Annotated in this window: 13 protein-coding genes; 4 read left to right on the top strand and 9 right to left on the bottom strand. The window is 64.9% G+C overall.

All coding sequences use genetic code 11. The features are described from left to right. Positions 1–10 precede the first annotated feature (10 nt). Positions 11–1,288, top strand: coding sequence for a TRAP transporter large permease (locus tag NKF27_RS05865; protein WP_045991950.1), 1,278 nt, complete (start codon positions 11–13; stop codon positions 1,286–1,288). Between the two features lie 96 nt (positions 1,289–1,384). Further along, positions 1,385–2,158 (top strand): IclR family transcriptional regulator, encoded by a 774-nt coding sequence (locus NKF27_RS05860; RefSeq protein ID WP_253555679.1) that lies wholly within the window; start codon positions 1,385–1,387, stop codon positions 2,156–2,158. An 83-nt stretch (positions 2,159–2,241) separates the two neighbouring features. On the opposite strand, the gene NKF27_RS05855 is transcribed toward NKF27_RS05860, so the two are convergent. The 4 genes from NKF27_RS05855 to NKF27_RS05840 all read right to left on the bottom strand — a co-directional run bounded on the left by NKF27_RS05855 (position 2,242) and on the right by NKF27_RS05840 (position 5,914). Beyond that, positions 2,242–2,724 carry a universal stress protein gene (locus tag NKF27_RS05855; protein ID WP_253555678.1) on the bottom strand — a complete coding sequence of 161 codons (483 nt, stop codon included), beginning with the start codon at positions 2,722–2,724 and terminating at the stop codon, positions 2,242–2,244. 83 nt (positions 2,725–2,807) lie between these two features. Continuing rightward, complete coding sequence (locus tag NKF27_RS05850; protein WP_253555676.1) at positions 2,808–4,148, bottom strand: TRAP transporter large permease; 1,341 nt, start codon at positions 4,146–4,148, stop codon at positions 2,808–2,810. A 3-nt stretch (positions 4,149–4,151) separates the two neighbouring features. Next, complete coding sequence (locus NKF27_RS05845) at positions 4,152–4,703, bottom strand: TRAP transporter small permease (RefSeq protein WP_213228486.1); 552 nt, start codon at positions 4,701–4,703, stop codon at positions 4,152–4,154. A 122-nt stretch (positions 4,704–4,825) separates the two neighbouring features. Further along, on the bottom strand, positions 4,826–5,914 hold the full coding sequence (locus tag NKF27_RS05840) for a TRAP transporter substrate-binding protein (protein ID WP_253555674.1): 1,089 nt from the start codon (positions 5,912–5,914) through the stop codon (positions 4,826–4,828). Between the two features lie 288 nt (positions 5,915–6,202). On the opposite strand from NKF27_RS05840, the gene NKF27_RS05835 reads away from it, so the two are divergent. After that, complete coding sequence (locus NKF27_RS05835; protein ID WP_253555673.1) at positions 6,203–7,696, top strand: PLP-dependent aminotransferase family protein; 1,494 nt, start codon at positions 6,203–6,205, stop codon at positions 7,694–7,696. Between the two features lie 17 nt (positions 7,697–7,713). Here the strand turns inward: NKF27_RS05835 and NKF27_RS05830 are convergent, their stop codons facing one another. The 3 genes from NKF27_RS05830 to NKF27_RS05820 are packed head-to-tail and all read right to left on the bottom strand — an operon-like array spanning position 7,714 to position 11,817. Next, complete coding sequence (locus NKF27_RS05830) at positions 7,714–8,694, bottom strand: GTP-binding protein (RefSeq protein ID WP_253555672.1); 981 nt, start codon at positions 8,692–8,694, stop codon at positions 7,714–7,716. Next, positions 8,684–10,303 (bottom strand): amidohydrolase, encoded by a 1,620-nt coding sequence (locus NKF27_RS05825; RefSeq protein WP_253555671.1) that lies wholly within the window; start codon positions 10,301–10,303, stop codon positions 8,684–8,686. The genes NKF27_RS05830 and NKF27_RS05825 overlap by 11 nt, the downstream gene beginning before the upstream one ends. Further along, on the bottom strand, positions 10,303–11,817 hold the full coding sequence (locus tag NKF27_RS05820) for a sodium/glutamate symporter (protein WP_253555670.1): 1,515 nt from the start codon (positions 11,815–11,817) through the stop codon (positions 10,303–10,305). The genes NKF27_RS05825 and NKF27_RS05820 overlap by 1 nt, the downstream gene beginning before the upstream one ends. A 117-nt stretch (positions 11,818–11,934) precedes the next feature. Between NKF27_RS05820 and NKF27_RS05815 the strand changes: the two genes are divergently transcribed. After that, entirely contained in the window at positions 11,935–12,837 is a 903-nt protein-coding gene (locus NKF27_RS05815) for a LysR substrate-binding domain-containing protein (protein WP_253555669.1), read from the top strand. Between the two features lie 90 nt (positions 12,838–12,927). On the opposite strand, the gene NKF27_RS05810 is transcribed toward NKF27_RS05815, so the two are convergent. Both NKF27_RS05810 and NKF27_RS05805 read right to left on the bottom strand, forming a co-directional pair. Beyond that, positions 12,928–14,376 (bottom strand): FAD-binding oxidoreductase, encoded by a 1,449-nt coding sequence (locus tag NKF27_RS05810; protein ID WP_253555668.1) that lies wholly within the window; start codon positions 14,374–14,376, stop codon positions 12,928–12,930. 33 nt (positions 14,377–14,409) lie between these two features. Next, positions 14,410–14,802: a nuclear transport factor 2 family protein gene (locus tag NKF27_RS05805; RefSeq protein ID WP_045991941.1), complete on the bottom strand. Its 393-nt coding sequence runs from the start codon at positions 14,800–14,802 to the stop codon at positions 14,410–14,412. Positions 14,803–14,917: the final 115 nt, after the last annotated feature.

The raw sequence follows: 14,917 nt of genomic DNA, 5'->3' as shown, positions 1-14,917 counted from the left end.
GAGAGACGTCATGACCGACGGCATGCTTATCGGCCTGGTCACCGCGGGCTGCACCACCATTTTTCTGCTGGGGGTACCGATCTTCCTGGTGATCGGCCTGTGGGTGGTCGGCACCAGCCTGATCATCGACTTCACCCTGGCCAATATCGGGGTCACCCTGTTCCAGGGCCTGAGCTTCTTCGGCCTGCTGGCACTGCCCCTGTTCATCCTGACCGGCGACTTGATCAATGCCGCCGGCATCGCCAAGCGACTGTCCGACTTCGCCTACTCGGTACTGGGCTGGCTGCGTGGCGGCATGGGCATGGCCACCCTCGGCGCCTGCGGCCTGTTCGCGGCGATCTCCGGGTCCAACGCCGGCACCACCGCCACCATCGGCTCGATCATGCAGCCCGAGATGGTCAAGAACGGCTACGACGAGCGCTTTTCCGCCGCCACCGCCGCCTCCGGCGGTACCGTCGGCATCATCATCCCGCCGTCGATCATCTTTATCGTCTACGGCTTCATGATGAACCTGTCGATCAGCGACCTGTTCATCGCCGGCATGATCCCCGGGGCGATGATGGTGTTCGGCATGATGGCGGCATGCCACCTGGTGGCGCGACGCCACGGCTGGGGTACCCTGATCCCGTTCAAGGCCGGCGAAAGCGCACGTTTTGCCAGGCGCGCCTATCTCGGCTTCGCCACCATCGGGGTGGTGATCTACGGCATCTATTCGGGCAAGTTCTCGCCCACCGAGGCCGCCGCCATCACCGTGGGCTTCACCCTGATTGCGGGGCTTCTGATCACCCGCGAGATCCGCTTCACCGCGCTGCCCTCGATCATGCTGCGATCAGGCCAGATCGCCGGCATGCTGGCGCCGTTGATCGCGATCTCGGTGGTGATGCAGCAACTGCTGTCGGTGCTCGGCGCGGGCCAGGCGCTGCAGGACCTGCTCAGCGGTCTGGGCAACTACTACGTGATCCTGGGCGCCTGCATGCTGATGATCCTGCTGGCCGGGATGATCCTCGAGAGCCTGCCGGTGACCATCATCCTGGCACCGATCCTGGCGCCCATCGCCCAGAACGCCGGGGTGGACCCGATCCACTTCGCGGTGATCTTCCTGGTCGGCGCCGCCATCGGCTTCGTCACCCCGCCCTTCGGCCTCAATCTCTACGTGGCCTCGAGCATCACCGGGATTCCCTACCTGCGCCTGGTGAAGTTCGTCATCCCCTACTTCATCGCGCTGATCAGCTGCTGGATCGCCATCTCGATGTGGCCGGCGCTGTCACTGATGCTGGTGAACCTGTAGCACCGACAGGCCGGGCAGGAGCACGCGGCAAGCCTCACCGGGCTTGCCGCGTTATCATGAGCCCCTGCCACCATTTTCCGTCGTCAAGGATCGCGTATGTCTACAGCAAGCACTCGGACCACGACCAATTCGACGCTGCAACGAGGCCTGGTACTGCTGGAAACCATCGCCACCTCGGTCCACGGCGTCAGCGCCTCGGACCTGGAGCGTCAGCTCGACATTCCCAAGCCCACCCTGCATCGCCTGCTCAAGCAGCTAGAAGAGCAGGACCTGATCGTGCGCGACGTGGAAGGACGGCATCTGCTTCCCGGTGAACGGCTGCATCGCATGGCCATGGGCGTGCTCGCCAACGAGAGCCTCAAGGCGCCGCGCCGTATGCTGCTCAAGCGCCTGGCCGAAGAGGTCAACGAGACCTGCAACCTGACCCTGCTGGAAGGCCACGAGGTGCTCTACTACGAACGGGTGGAGACCAACTGGCCGGTACGCATACAGTTGCCGCCGGGCTCGCGTCTTCCGCTGCACTGCACCGCCAGCGGCAAGATGTTTCTGGCATTGATGGGGACGGCCCAGCGCCGCCAGCTGCTCAAGCACCTGCCGCTGGAGGCCTATACCCCCTACACCGCCACCGAGCCAGACGAGCTGGAGCGACGCCTGGCGGACATCGCCGAAAAGGAACTGAGCACCGACAACGAGGAGTTTATCCAGGGCATGGTGGCCATCGCCGTGCCGGTGTACGACCAGACCGGGCGCATCCAGGCGACGCTGGCGATCCACGCCCCCCGGCTACGCCACAGCATCGACTCGCTGATGGAGTGGGCACCCTTGATGCGGCGTATCGCCGGGCAGCTGCAGGATACCTTCGACCACTGAGTACACGAACGCATTGCCAAGGTACGCTGACTGACCGATCGGGTCAGGACACGCTCGGCCAGCCAGACTGACGTTCTTCGTGGCTACATCGGTGGCACCACCACCACCGGCACACTGGCACGCTTGATCACGCCCTTGGTCACCCGGCCAGCATAGGACGAGGCGAAGCCGCGCTTGTTGGTGGCTACAATGATCATGCCGCAGTCATGGCGCACGGCGTAGCGGGTAATCTCCGACGCCGGGTAACCCTCCACCACCGCCTGGGCGGTAACGATCTCACGCCCAGGAAGGCAACTTTCGTTTTCTTTCCAGAACGATTCAACAAATTCGTCGAGACGTTCACGCGCCAGACGCAGGCGCTGCTCCATCAGGTCATCCAGGGTGGCACGTTCACCGATGTTGGCCTTGAGGGTATGCATGACGTCATCGGACAACGACTTGACCGCATGCAGTACGTGAACCTCGGCCCCGGTGGCCTTGGCCAGCGTCAGGGTGTGGGCAAGCACCTGGCGGCAATCGTCCTTCAGCCCCAGGCAACAGAGAAGACGCGAGATCGAAACAGGCATGGCGTGACTCCTTGACGAGAGGCCGGGTCGCCGCGACATGCGGAGACACCCGGCCTTTTTTGCGGTGCGCTGACGGTGCGCAATCAATACCCCAGCATACGGGGTAGCCACAGCGATATTTCCGGAAAGTATGCAATAACGAACAGCGCGAACACCGAGCTTGCGGCAAACGGCAGCGCCTTGATCGATATCTCCTCGATGGAGGCGCCACCAATGCCCGAGGCCACGAACAGGTTCTCCCCCAGGGGCGGCGTCTGGAAGCCGATGGCCAGGGCACAGACGACGACGATACCGACGTGCACCGGGTCCATGCCCAGCATGTACATGATCGGCAGCAATACCGGCGTCAGGATCATGATAGCCGCCAGGGTTTCCATGAACATGCCGACAAAAAGCAGAAATGCGATAACCATGGCCCAGATCAAGTACAGGTTATCGGTCAGTCCCAGCATGCCCTCGGCGATCACCGCCGGCACCCGCTGTTCGACCAGCAAGCGGCCGAATACCGTGGCGGTGAACAGGATCAACAGCACCCGCCCGGTGATCCAGGTGGTGGTCTCCAGAGTCTTGAGCGCCGGCTTCCACTTGAGCTCGCGGTGCAGGAAGATACCGACGATCAGGGTGTAGGCGATGGCCACGATGGCCGACTCGGTAGGCGTGAACAGGCCGCTGTAGATACCGCCGAGGATGATCAGCGGCGCCAGGATCGACCACACGCCACGCTTCAGGCTCCTGGCGATGGTGTCCCAGGACCAGCTGTCGCTCAGCCCGCTGTAGCCGCGCCGGCGCGAGATGATGTAGTTGACGGTCAACAGGCAGCCGGCGATCACCATGCCGGGCAGAATGCCGGCGATGAACAGCTTCGGAATCGATAGCGTCTGGAAGGCGCCGTGCTCTGCTACGGCCTGCGCCGGTGGCTGCAGGCCCATCCCGGAGATGCCGAAGATGACCATAGGAATGGAGGGCGGAATCACCACACCAAGACCGCCGGAGGACGCCGTGATGGCAGAGCCATAGCCGCGATCATAGCCGCGGTTGGCCATGGCCGGGATCATCAGCATGCCCACTGCAGCGGTGGTGGCGGGCCCTGAGCCTGAAATCGCGCCGAAGAACATGCAGGCGAACACGGTGGCGGCGGCGAGACCGCCGGTCACCGGCCCGGCGAAGGCCTCGGCGATGTCCACCAGGCGTCGCGAGATGCCGGCGGCTTCCATCAAGGCCCCGGCGAGGATAAAGGCCGGCAGCGCCATCAGCGGAAAGGACCCCACCGAGGTGAAGGCGATCTGCACGAAGGCCATGGGGTTCTCCCCCAGCGACAGATAGGTGGCAAGCGCGGCCACCCCCAACGACACCGTGATCGGCGCACCCAGCACCAGCAGCAGAAAGAACACGCCGAACAGCACGTAGATGATGGTCGTCTCCATGGATCAGTCTCCCTTCTCGTTGGATGACGACAGCGTCGAGGACTTGGCCTCGGCGATGGCCTCGGCCTCGGGGTCGACGGGCTCGCGATGCTTGACGAAGCGCAGGTAGTTATTCTGCAGGATGCGCAGGGTCATCAGCACAAAGGCCAGCGGCAGGATCAGGTAGAACACCTTCATCGGGATGCCCAGGGTCTGGGACTTCCAGAAGGTATTCATCTTGTTGAACACGAAGTCGTAACTGAGCCAGATGAAGACCAGGTTGAAGCCGATCCAGATCAGGTCGGTCAGCGCACCGCAGGCCAGCTCCACCCAGCGCGGGAAGAAACGGAACTGGAAGGTGACGCGGTTGTGGGCCGACTTCTTGGCGGCGTAGACCGCCCCCAGGTAGGCGAACCAGACGAAGGCATAAGTGGCCAGCTCATCGGCCCAGGGCAGCGAATAGCTGAACAGGTTGCGCAGCATGATCTGGGCAAACAGCAGTGCCACGAAGGTCACCAGCAATAGCTGGCACAGCCAGTTCTCGAGGTTGTCCACGAGCTTCCATAGACGATTCATCACGACGACCTCTGAGCAGGCACCGCCTGGCGTCCAATGGCAGACGTCCGGCGGAGCCATGATTCATGGCGCCTGGAGTCAGGCGCCGGGAGGGTTCAAGACGACAACGACATCGTGACAGATCAGGGGGCTGGCTCACGTCCCAGCGCGGCGAGCGCCTCGTCGAGCTTGGCCTTGCCGCCGATGCTGTCGTAGAAGTCGGGCCAGATGGCGGTGGCCTGTTCGATCCACGCCTGCTCGCCGTCGGCGGGCTCGGTGATCTCCATGCCGTGCTCTTCCACCAGCCGGGTCTTGATTGCGTCTTCCTGGGCCAGCAGATACTCGTAGCTGTGGTCGGTGGCTTCCTGAGCGGCCTCCAGCACCCACTGCTGCTGCTCCTCGGACAGACTCTGGAACATGCCTTCGCCCATGATCAGCGGCTCCATGGAGAACACATAGCAGCTGTCGGTGACGTGATCCTGGACCTCGTAGAACTTCATCGCGTCGATGGTGATGTAGGGGTTGTCCTGGCCGTCGACGACGCCCTGCTGCAGGGCGGTAAAGGTCTCCGACCAGGCCAGCGGGTTTGGATTGACGCCCCAGGACTGATAGGCGGAGATCATGATCTCGTTCTTGGGCACCCGGATGACCAGGCCATCCAGATCCTCGGGGCTCGCCACCGGCCTCGCCGAGTTGGTCAGACGGCGACAGCCGGAGTAGGCCCAGCCCAGTATCCGCACGCCGGCGTCACGGATGGTGTTGTCGACCATCTCCTGGCCGATCTCGCCCTGGGTCAGGGTGCGGGCGTCCTCGGGACTCTGGATCACGTAGGGCAGCGTCATCACCCCGACCGTGGGCGAGAACGGCGTGATGTTGTTGATCGCCAGTACCGACAGGTCGAGCAGGCCCATGCTGGCGTTGTTGACGGTGTCCTGCTCACTGCCCAGCTGGCCGTTGGGAAACAGGTCCACGCTGACGTCGCCGCCGGACTTTTCCTCGATCAACTTGGCGAAGGTCTGTCCCATCTCGTGCTGGGTGCCACCGGCGGCGTCGCCCAGCGCCATCTTCCAGGTCGCCGCCTGGGCCGAGCCAGCGGCGCCCAGCAGCGCCAGGGCGACCGCCGCCACCAGCGGGCGCGGGCCGAGGCGCCGGGTCGAGGCGGCAGCGCCGATGGCCGCAGGAGTCATGTTGCGCGGGGGCGTGGTACGGAGGAAAGGGGACTTGGTGTGCATGCGGAACTCCCATCATTGTTGTGCCGCTTAAAGCGGAATCTTGTTGCGGGTGTCACATCTTGATCGTCATTGGCTGGCGAGCGCCGTCAGGTCCGACCCGCCATGTGACTCACTCTCCCCCGTCGAGCATCGACGCCATAGGACCAGTGGCCCCACATCGATTGGGCCAGGCACCCGCGAGCCCTCGACAAGACGTCGACGCTGTAAGATCGTAGGCGGGCGTGGCCGCCAGGCCTGGGCCACGCCGGAACTCGTCCAACAACCACCATCCGGGAACCCGTCGTCGGTATGAGCGCCCCCCTGTTTCGACTCGACGCAAAGCGTCAGGAAAGCCTTCAGTGCCAGCTTCGCGAGCAGATCGCCCACGCCATCCTCGAGGGGCACCTGCCCACCGGTGAGGCGCTGCCTTCGAGCCGCAAGCTCGCCAAGGAGCTGGGTGTGGCCCGCAACACGGTGATGATCGCCTACGAGCAACTGCTGGACGACGGCTACCTGGTCGCCCGGGAGCGCAGCGGCTACTTCGTCAATCCGGATATCCTCGCCGGACGCGTCACGCCCCCGGCCGACATCGCCCCCCCAGCCGCCAGCGCCACCTCCCACTCCGGCACAGCGACGCCCTGGGACGAGCTGTTGACGATGCGACCCTCGCGCCAGCCGACCATCGTCAAGCCGGCCAACTGGCTCGACTATGACTACCCCTTCCTCTACGGCCAGATCGATCCCAACCTGTTTCCCACCCAGCACTGGCGGGAGTGCAGCCGCGACTCGGTCAGCGTGCCGGCCATCCGCCGCTGGTCGGCAGACCACCTGAGCGAAGACGACCCGCTGCTGATCGAACAGATCCACCAGCGACTGCTGCCCCGCCGTGGCGTCTGGGCCCGACCGGAGGAGATCCTGATCACCGTGGGCGCCCAGCAGGCGCTATGGATCACCGCCATGCTGATCCTGGGGGCGGGACGACGCTTCGCCATGGAGAACCCTGGCTACGTCGACATGGTCAATATCGCCCGCACCTTCACCGACGATATCGTCGCGGTGGACGTGGACGACCAGGGCCTGGTGATCGACCAGCGCCTGGCCGATTGCCACCTGGCCTACGTCACCCCGAGCCACCAGTCGCCCACCGGCGTGACTCTGCCGCTGCAGCGCCGCCGCGACTTGCTCGACAGCGCCAGCGCCAACAACTATCTGGTCATCGAAGACGACTACGAGAGCGAGACCAACTTCGTCGACAACCCGACGCCGGCACTCAAGAGCCTGGATAGCGATGGCCGGGTGATCTACGTGGGCAGCCTGTCCAAGACCCTGGCGCCGGGCCTTCGGCTCGGCTACATGGTGGCGCCCCCCGCCTTTATCGCCGAGGCGCGCGCCCTGCGCCGGCTGATGCTGCGCCACCCCGCCACCAACAACCAGCGCAGCGTGGCGCTGTTTCTCGACCGCGGCTACCACGACGCCCTGCTGCGCCAGATTCGCCAGACCTACCAGCGCCGCTGGCTGTTGATGCGTGACGCCCTCGCATCCCACCTGCCCGAGCTGCGTATCCGTTCGACCTTCGGCGGCTCCTGCTTCTGGCTGGAGGCCCCCGCCGACACCGATGTGTCACTGCTGAAGCGGCTGGCCGAGGAGCACAGCATCCTGATCGAGAACGGCGAGGTGCACTTCCTGGCCCCGGCGCCTCGCCCCACCCTGAGGCTCGGCTTCTCGGCCATCGACGAGACCCGCATCGAGCGCGGTATCGAACGCCTGGCGGCCCTGCTGCCCCAGGCACGTCGCACCAACTGAATCCGGGAGGCGCTGGACTAGCGCCCGATCGGTGCCATCGGCGCCGTATCAGTCTCGCTGTCGAGCTGCGCAAGCTCCTCCATCAACCGGGTAAAGCGTTCGCCCCGACGACCGATGCACACCAGCACGGCGCCGGTGGCGGGCGGCCCGTGGCTCTGCCAGGCGAGGCGCTGTCCGCTCAACTGCAGACTTCGCCATTCTTCCCCGTCCGCCAGCCGACAGCGGACAAAACCCTTGGCGCGAAACAGGCAGTCGCGGTAAAGCTCGAGCAGCGCTTGCAGCTCCTCGGCCACCAGGGGGTGGCGAAGATGCAGGGTGGCATCGGTCAGCCCCGAGTGTCGGGCACGCTCGGCGAACGGCTCCGCCGATGCCTTGGCGCCATTCGTTTGCCAAAAGGCCGGGCCAGAGGACGTCGTCCTGGACGACGCGGGAGCCACCTGGACCGGCTCTGTCACCACCGCTGCACCAGGGGAGAGCTGGCCCAGCCACCCCAGCAGCTGGTCGCGATCGCTATCCTCATGGGGCAGGCGATTGACCAGTAGACGATGGGCGGCGTGCACCTGGGCACGCCACAGCTCCCCTACCTGGGCGTCCAGCGCCAGACGGCCAGCCTGGCTTGCGTCCACCAGTACCACGATGTCGGCAAGCTCAAGCCCCGGCGCCAGCCTGGCGATATCGGCGATCCGTTGAGGATTGGCCACGCCGCTGGCCTCGATCAGAATTTCCGTTGGCCTGGCCTTGAGTCGCAGCGCCTGGGACAGCTGCTCGGCCAGGGTGCCCCCCAGGGTGCAGCAGACACAGCCGTTGGACAGCGACAGCACGCGATCGTCGCGGTAGTCGATCGCCGCCACGTCGACGTTCACCTCACCGACGTCATTGACCAGTATCAGGGCATCCTCGATATCCCCCGACGCCAGCCGGCGGTTGAGATAGCTGGTCTTGCCAGCGCCCAGAAAGCCTGCGATCACCGTCACCGGTACCCTGTCATCACACCTCATGCACCTGCCCTCCCGACACCGTGGCGTGTACCCGGATGTGTCGCAGATCCTGTGCTGAAACTTGCAACGGATCCTCATCCAGTACCGCCATGTCGGCAAACTTGCCGACGTCCAGGCTACCCACACGGTCATCCATGCCCAGCGTGATGGCAGCGCCCAGGGTGATCATTTCCAGTGCATCTTCCACGCTCACCGCCTCATGGTGACCCAGCGTCTGGCCACTGGCGCTCTGCCGGTTGACCGCACACCAGGCGGTGAACAGCGGCCCCAGCGGGGTCACCGGCGCATCGCTGTGGATAGCGGTGACGATGCCCAGTCGGCGGGCCGAGGCCAGCGGCTCCAGGCGCTGGCAGCGCGTCGGCCCCAGGGTGCGTTCCAGGTGCACATCGCCCCAGTAGTAGAGATGATTGGCGAACATGTTCAGGCACAGTCCGAGACGCGCGGCGCGACGTAGCTGAGCATGGTCGATGATCTGGCAGTGCTGCAGGGTATGGCGGTGATCGAAGCGCGGCCACAGGGTCAGCGCCTCCTCCAGGGCATCCAGCATCAGTTCCACGGCCTCGTCGCCGTTGGTATGAATGTGCAATTGAAGCCCCGCCTGGTGGTAGGCGTGCACCAGCGCCACCAGTCCCTCTGGCTCGGCGTTCCACAACCCGTTGGGATGACCATCATGGTAGTGGGGCCACTTCAGCCGCGCGGTGTAGCCCTGAATCGAGCCGTCGGTCATCAGCTTGGCCGGGCCGAATACCAGCCGCTCATGGCTGTGGGCCATCGCCGCCTGGAGCCGCGCGATGCCCTCCTCGGCCGACCACGCCAGCACCCCCATGGCCGGCACCAGTCGCACCGGAAAATCCGTCTCACGGGTCACCTCGACCATCGAGGCGATGGCCTCATCGCTCAAGGGGTTGTACAGATCGGTGATGGTAGTGACGCCCTTGGCCGCGGCAATGGCAGCGTAGCGCCGTAGCACCTCGGGCGAGGCCACCGCCTCGAACAGGTTTCTGCCGAGGGCATCGAACACCACGAACATGGCGGCCATTTCCTGAAGCTCGCCATTGGGCTGGCCGTCCTCGTCGAGCATGATGCCCTCGACCCGCGGCCCCTCGCTGATGCCGGACAGTGCCAGCATGGCCGAATTGACGGTCATCACGTGCAGGCTTGCGTGCAGCACCACCAGCGGTCGATCTCCGACCGCCTCGTCGAGCTGGTGGCGACTTAAGCGCTGGCCGGGAAAGTAGACCGGATCAAAGCCCCAGGCGACCAGCGGCTCGCCCGGCGGCAGGCTATCTGCATGCTGGCGCAGCCGTGCCTGCATCTCGGCGACGCTCTTCAGCCCCGGCCACTCCTTGCCCTCGGCATCGACCCGACTGAAATACCCGAGATAGAGGTAGTCCCACATGGCGCCTTCCAGAGCGTGGCTATGGCCTTCGACGAAGCCCGGCAGGATCACCTTGTCGGCGAAGCGATCATCGATGCGGGCGTCGATTGGCATCGCTTGCGCATCCCCCACCGCCAGGATGCGATCTCCCTGCACCGCGACATGGGTCGCCTCGGGCTGGGACGGATTCATGGTCAGGATGCGTCGAGCGGGATAGACGGTGATGCTCATCAGGAGGCAGCTCCCTTGCTGATGGTGGGCGAGGACGCGGAGGCTGAGTCTGACTGGGCGGCGGCATGGCCTTGGGTGGGAACACCCTCGGCCCAGCCCGACGAGGGCGATGAGGCTCTGCCGTGCCGCCCCCACATCAGCATCAGCGGGATGCAGGCGACCAGGGCGATGGCGGTGCCGCCGAACACCAGCAGATAGATCGCCGGCGTCAGCGACGGCACGATAGGAGCGAAGATCATCAGGATGTGCAGGTTGACCACCACGATGGCCAGATTGAAGAAGGCCAGCTCCTTGGGCACCGAGGTGGAAAAGTCGGCGTCCATCATGCGCAACAGCAAGAGCCCGGTACCGGTGGAGCCACAGCAGCAGCCAAAGGAGGTCACGGTACGCTCTGGTCCCAGATTGCCGCTCAACCGCCCGATCAACAGACAGCCCACCAGGGTGGCGATCGTCACCGTCACGGTCACCAGCAGGATCGGCGCCAGCAGCGCATAGAGCACCGCGAACTGGATGCTCATGAGGGTTCCCACCACCATGAAGTCCACCGCGCTGCCGGTGATCCGCTTGAGCGTCTCGTCATCGACACGGTGGGAAAGCCCGAGCCGATCGATCACCATGCGCATCAGCACGCAGACACCCAGCCCGTGCAGAAAGAACAGGTTGTGGCTGAACAGCACCCCGACGTTGATCCCGAACGGCGAGGCATTGCCGATGATGCCCTGCACGAAGGTCAGCCACAGGTGGGTGATCACGTAGGCGATGGCAAGCAGGCCCAGATGGTAGGCCAGCGAATCCAGATTGCCCGGGTGCGACACCATTCGCCCCATCCCGGGGGCCTGCTGGTTGCCCTCGTCATCGCCCGCCCGGGTAAAGAAGCCCAGACGGAAGTTGTCATCCAGACGCGAGGCGCGATTGGCGTTCAACCCCTTGGTCAGGTAGCGCCGGGCAAGGGGCACGCCCAGGGCAAACGCCATCAAGAATCCCAGTGAGGCATAGATCAGCCCCACCTGGGCGGCATTGGCGATGCCGTACTCGGTCTCCCAGATGGTGCCGTAGGTCAGCGCCTGGCCCGGCCCCTGGGTAAAGCCGTGGGTCACGATGGCCCCCAGAAACCCGCTGACGTCGCTGCCGGTCACGGCGTCGTAACCGGTCACCACCAGAAAGCCGATGGCACCTTGCATGCCCAGGCTGATGCTCCAGGCAAGCGTCAGCCAGAGCCCGCCGCGCACGATACTGCCGCCACCACCGGGCGCGTCCTGGCGACCACCTCCGGTCAGGCACAGCGACATGAAGCTCAGGGTGAAGAAATGAAAGGTCAGAGCGGTGAAGTCGGCGGGTGAGTAGCCCGGCAGCAGATCCAGAGAAAGCGCCAGAAAGCCGATCAGGCCACCGACGATGCTGGCCGGCACCAGCGAGGCCCTAAGCCAGCTCAGCCGGCTGCGCAACTGGCTGCCGACCCACAGCATGAGGGCAAGCAGCGCGAAGGCGATCACCCCGTGGAAGGAGTCTTGCATGATGGAGTCACCTCGACGTTGTCGTTGTTGGAAGTGAAGCGAACACTTCCAGCCTAGGCACGCCATCGTTGCGCGTATAATATCATTTAACGTTCACTTGATACCCATGAGGCATCAATGCGCATTGAGCTTCGCCACCTTTACGCCTTTGTCGCCGTGGCCGACAGTCTGCACTTTCGCCGTGCGGCCGAGCGCCTCAACGTCGCCCAGCCGGCGCTAAGCCGCACCATCGCTCAGCTCGAGGACGCCATCGGTGAAGCGCTGTTCGTGCGCAACAATCGCCAGGTCCGCCTCACCGATCCGGGACGCATCATGCTCGAGGAGAGCCGCCAGATTCTGCGCCAGATCGATGATGCAGTGCTCAAGACCCAGCGCGCGGGCCGTGGAGAACTGGGCCGGCTGGCAATCGGCTATACCGACTTCGCCATCACCGGTGAGTTGCCGGCATTGCTGGACGACTTTCGCCGCCAGAATCCGGACATCCACTTCGACCTGAGCTTCGGCTCCACCGCCCAGCAGCTCGACGAGTTGACCGAGGGACGCCTGGACTTCGGCTTCGTCACCGGCCCGGTGCTGACCCCGGGGCTACGCTCCCGTCCCATCCAGCGAGATCGCTTTATCGCCGCGGTCGGCGACAACCACCCGTTGGCCGGGCGCAAGAGCATCCGGCTGGAGGAGTTGGCCCGAGAACCGTTCATTCTTGGCGCCCGCAGCATGTGGCTGCACTTTCGCCAGATGCTCGAGCAGATCTGTCGGCAGGCGGGCTTCGAACCCCATGTCGCCCAGGAGACCTTCAACAGCGAGACCATGTTTGCCTTTGTCGCCTGCGACTTTGGCGTCACCGTGCACCTGGAGTGCGCCACCAACTATGTGCGCAAGGGGGTCACCCTGCTGCCGCTGGAGGGGGTAAAGGAGTGCCTGGTCACCGAGGTGGCCTGGCGGGAAGACAGCGTGACAGCCGTTCAGCAAGCCTTTCTCGACCGCCTCGACAAGATGCTGCCACCGGAGGAAGTGAAGTAGCCGCAGCACCATAGACATTGAAAAGCCGCGACCCCAAGGTCGCGGCATCGTCGTGAGGGTTACCCATATCCAGAACGGGACCGATCAGGTTCAGAGCACCTCATCCTTGAAGTGGTAGTAGCGATAGAGGAAGCGCTGGCCGAATCGGCGGAAGGGGGCGAAGGCCTCCGACTCGATACGCTCGCGCAGGTTGGGAAAGGGCAGCTTCGAGGTGAAGATCGGCAGATCCAGGGACCTGCCCTCACCGGCGATCCACTGGGCCAGGCGCTTGCCGGCCTGGGCCGAGTACATCACCCCGTTGCCGCCGTAGCCCAGGGCGTAGTAGACGCTCTCCTTCGGGTCCGGCTGATGGATGCGCGGCATCATGTCGTGGCTGACGTCCACCCAGCCCCACCAGGAGTAGTCGATCTCGATGCCGGCGAGCGCCGGGAACTTGCGCTCCAGATCGCCCCTGAGTACCGCCGCGTAGCGCTCCCTGGGGGCATCGCGGCCGCTGATGGCGCTGCGACTGCCGATCTGCACGCGGTTGTCCGGCAGCAGCCGATAGTAGTGGCGCAGGATTCGGGTGTCGGTCAGCACCTGTCGGGTGCGGAAACCGGTGGCCTCGATCTCGGCCTCGGTCAGCGGCCGAGTGACCATGGAGTTCGACAGAATCGGCAGCAGCCGGTTCTTGAGGTGGGGGCTCAGCTGGCCGGTGACGTAGCCGCCGGTGGCCATGCCCACCGCCCGCGCCTTGACCACGCCGCCTGGCGTGCGCAGATGGTGCACGTCGCCATGGGTCTCCCAGCCCAGCACCGGGCTCGCCGGGTGGATCTTCACCCCCAGAGCGCGCGCCTTGCGATGGTAGCCGAAGGCCAGCTTGGCGGCGTGGATACCGATGCCCTCGGGCTCGTGCATGGCGCCGGCCGCCTCGCTGTCGCCCACCCACTCGCGCTTGACGGTGTCGCCGTCGATGATGCGAGCGTCGTAGTCGAAGGTTTCGCGCAGAAGCCGCGCCTCCTTCTCCAGGCTCGGCATCACCCTATCCTTGTGGGCGATATACAGGTGCCCGCCGGGCTGCGGGTCGCAGTCGATATCGGCGATCAGCGACTTGAAGGTCTGCATGCCCTCGACACACTCGCGGTGCAACTTGAGCGCCGTATCAAGGCCATAGCGCTGGATCCACTGAGATCGCTTGAGCCGCCCCGAGGCGCATTGGGCCTGGCCGCCATTGCGGGTGCTGCATCCCCAGCTGACGCGGTTGGCCTCGAGCACCGTGGCCTTGATGCCGTAGCGCTCGGCCAGAAAGATCGCCGCCGTAAGGCCAGTGAACCCGGAGCCGATGATCACCACGTCGGCGTCGGTGTCCGCCACGATCGGGCCATCGTCGGCCGGGGGCTCGCCGGCGGTGGCGATCCAGTAGGTCGGCGCATAGTCACAGCCGGTACCGACCTGCCTGGCGGTCAACGGGTCATAGGCGGGATCATAGGGGGCCTGGGCCGGAGTGGCCCGGGCGGCATCGTCCGACGAAGCGGCCAGCGGGGTCTGTAGATCCAGCATGTCGAAGCTCCCGAGTCAGGTATCCGAGGTCGCTCAGCCGTTGTTGACCGGCGTGGCGGGGCGCTGCTTGCGGTAGGCGTTCTTCACCGCGATCTTGCCGTCACGGAAGGTGAAGGCGTCGATCATCCGCGCCTCGGAGCGCATGCCATCGGCGGTGGTGCCGCTATAGGTGCTTTCGCTGTAGCCGCGATCTCCCACGACCTGATGCACGCCGTCGAGCCATTGGGCGTCCGGCGCGTTTTCCCAGGCGGCACGCAAGCCGGCGCGAACCTCCTGCTGACCACGAAAGGTCTTGCCGAGCAGGTCGGGACCTGCGACGGCATGAAATTCGCAGTCGTCGGTCATCATCGACATCACTGCATCGATATCGTGACGGTTGAGGGCGTCGGCGAAGTCGGCGAGAAACTGGGCGTCGGGCTGGCTCATGGTGAGACTCCTTGTTATTGGCAGCGCGGGGGTATCGCCCACGCTGTGTCAGCAAAGTGGTGGCGAGGCGCAGCGCGCCTCGACTCACCTTGAGCCTATAGGGGCCGGTCGTCTG

Origin of the sequence: Halomonas sp. DN3 (assembly GCF_024137905.1) — a bacterium.
Classification (GTDB): Bacteria; Pseudomonadota; Gammaproteobacteria; order Pseudomonadales; family Halomonadaceae; genus Halomonas; species Halomonas litopenaei.
This window is presented reverse-complemented; position numbering and strand designations above follow the sequence as displayed.

Coding starts and splice junctions, on each gene's coding strand:
- NKF27_RS05850 (WP_253555676.1), bottom strand. CDS start 4,148: ATGGAGACGACCATCATCTACGTGCTGTTCGGCGTGTTCTTTCTGCTG.
- NKF27_RS05815 (WP_253555669.1), top strand. CDS start 11,935: ATGCGCATTGAGCTTCGCCACCTTTACGCCTTTGTCGCCGTGGCCGAC.
- NKF27_RS05810 (WP_253555668.1), bottom strand. CDS start 14,376: ATGCTGGATCTACAGACCCCGCTGGCCGCTTCGTCGGACGATGCCGCC.
- NKF27_RS05865 (WP_045991950.1), top strand. CDS start 11: ATGACCGACGGCATGCTTATCGGCCTGGTCACCGCGGGCTGCACCACC.
- NKF27_RS05855 (WP_253555678.1), bottom strand. CDS start 2,724: ATGCCTGTTTCGATCTCGCGTCTTCTCTGTTGCCTGGGGCTGAAGGAC.
- NKF27_RS05830 (WP_253555672.1), bottom strand. CDS start 8,694: ATGAGGTGTGATGACAGGGTACCGGTGACGGTGATCGCAGGCTTTCTG.
- NKF27_RS05845 (WP_213228486.1), bottom strand. CDS start 4,703: ATGAATCGTCTATGGAAGCTCGTGGACAACCTCGAGAACTGGCTGTGC.
- NKF27_RS05835 (WP_253555673.1), top strand. CDS start 6,203: ATGAGCGCCCCCCTGTTTCGACTCGACGCAAAGCGTCAGGAAAGCCTT.
- NKF27_RS05825 (WP_253555671.1), bottom strand. CDS start 10,303: ATGAGCATCACCGTCTATCCCGCTCGACGCATCCTGACCATGAATCCG.
- NKF27_RS05840 (WP_253555674.1), bottom strand. CDS start 5,914: ATGCACACCAAGTCCCCTTTCCTCCGTACCACGCCCCCGCGCAACATG.
- NKF27_RS05860 (WP_253555679.1), top strand. CDS start 1,385: ATGTCTACAGCAAGCACTCGGACCACGACCAATTCGACGCTGCAACGA.
- NKF27_RS05805 (WP_045991941.1), bottom strand. CDS start 14,802: ATGAGCCAGCCCGACGCCCAGTTTCTCGCCGACTTCGCCGACGCCCTC.
- NKF27_RS05820 (WP_253555670.1), bottom strand. CDS start 11,817: ATGCAAGACTCCTTCCACGGGGTGATCGCCTTCGCGCTGCTTGCCCTC.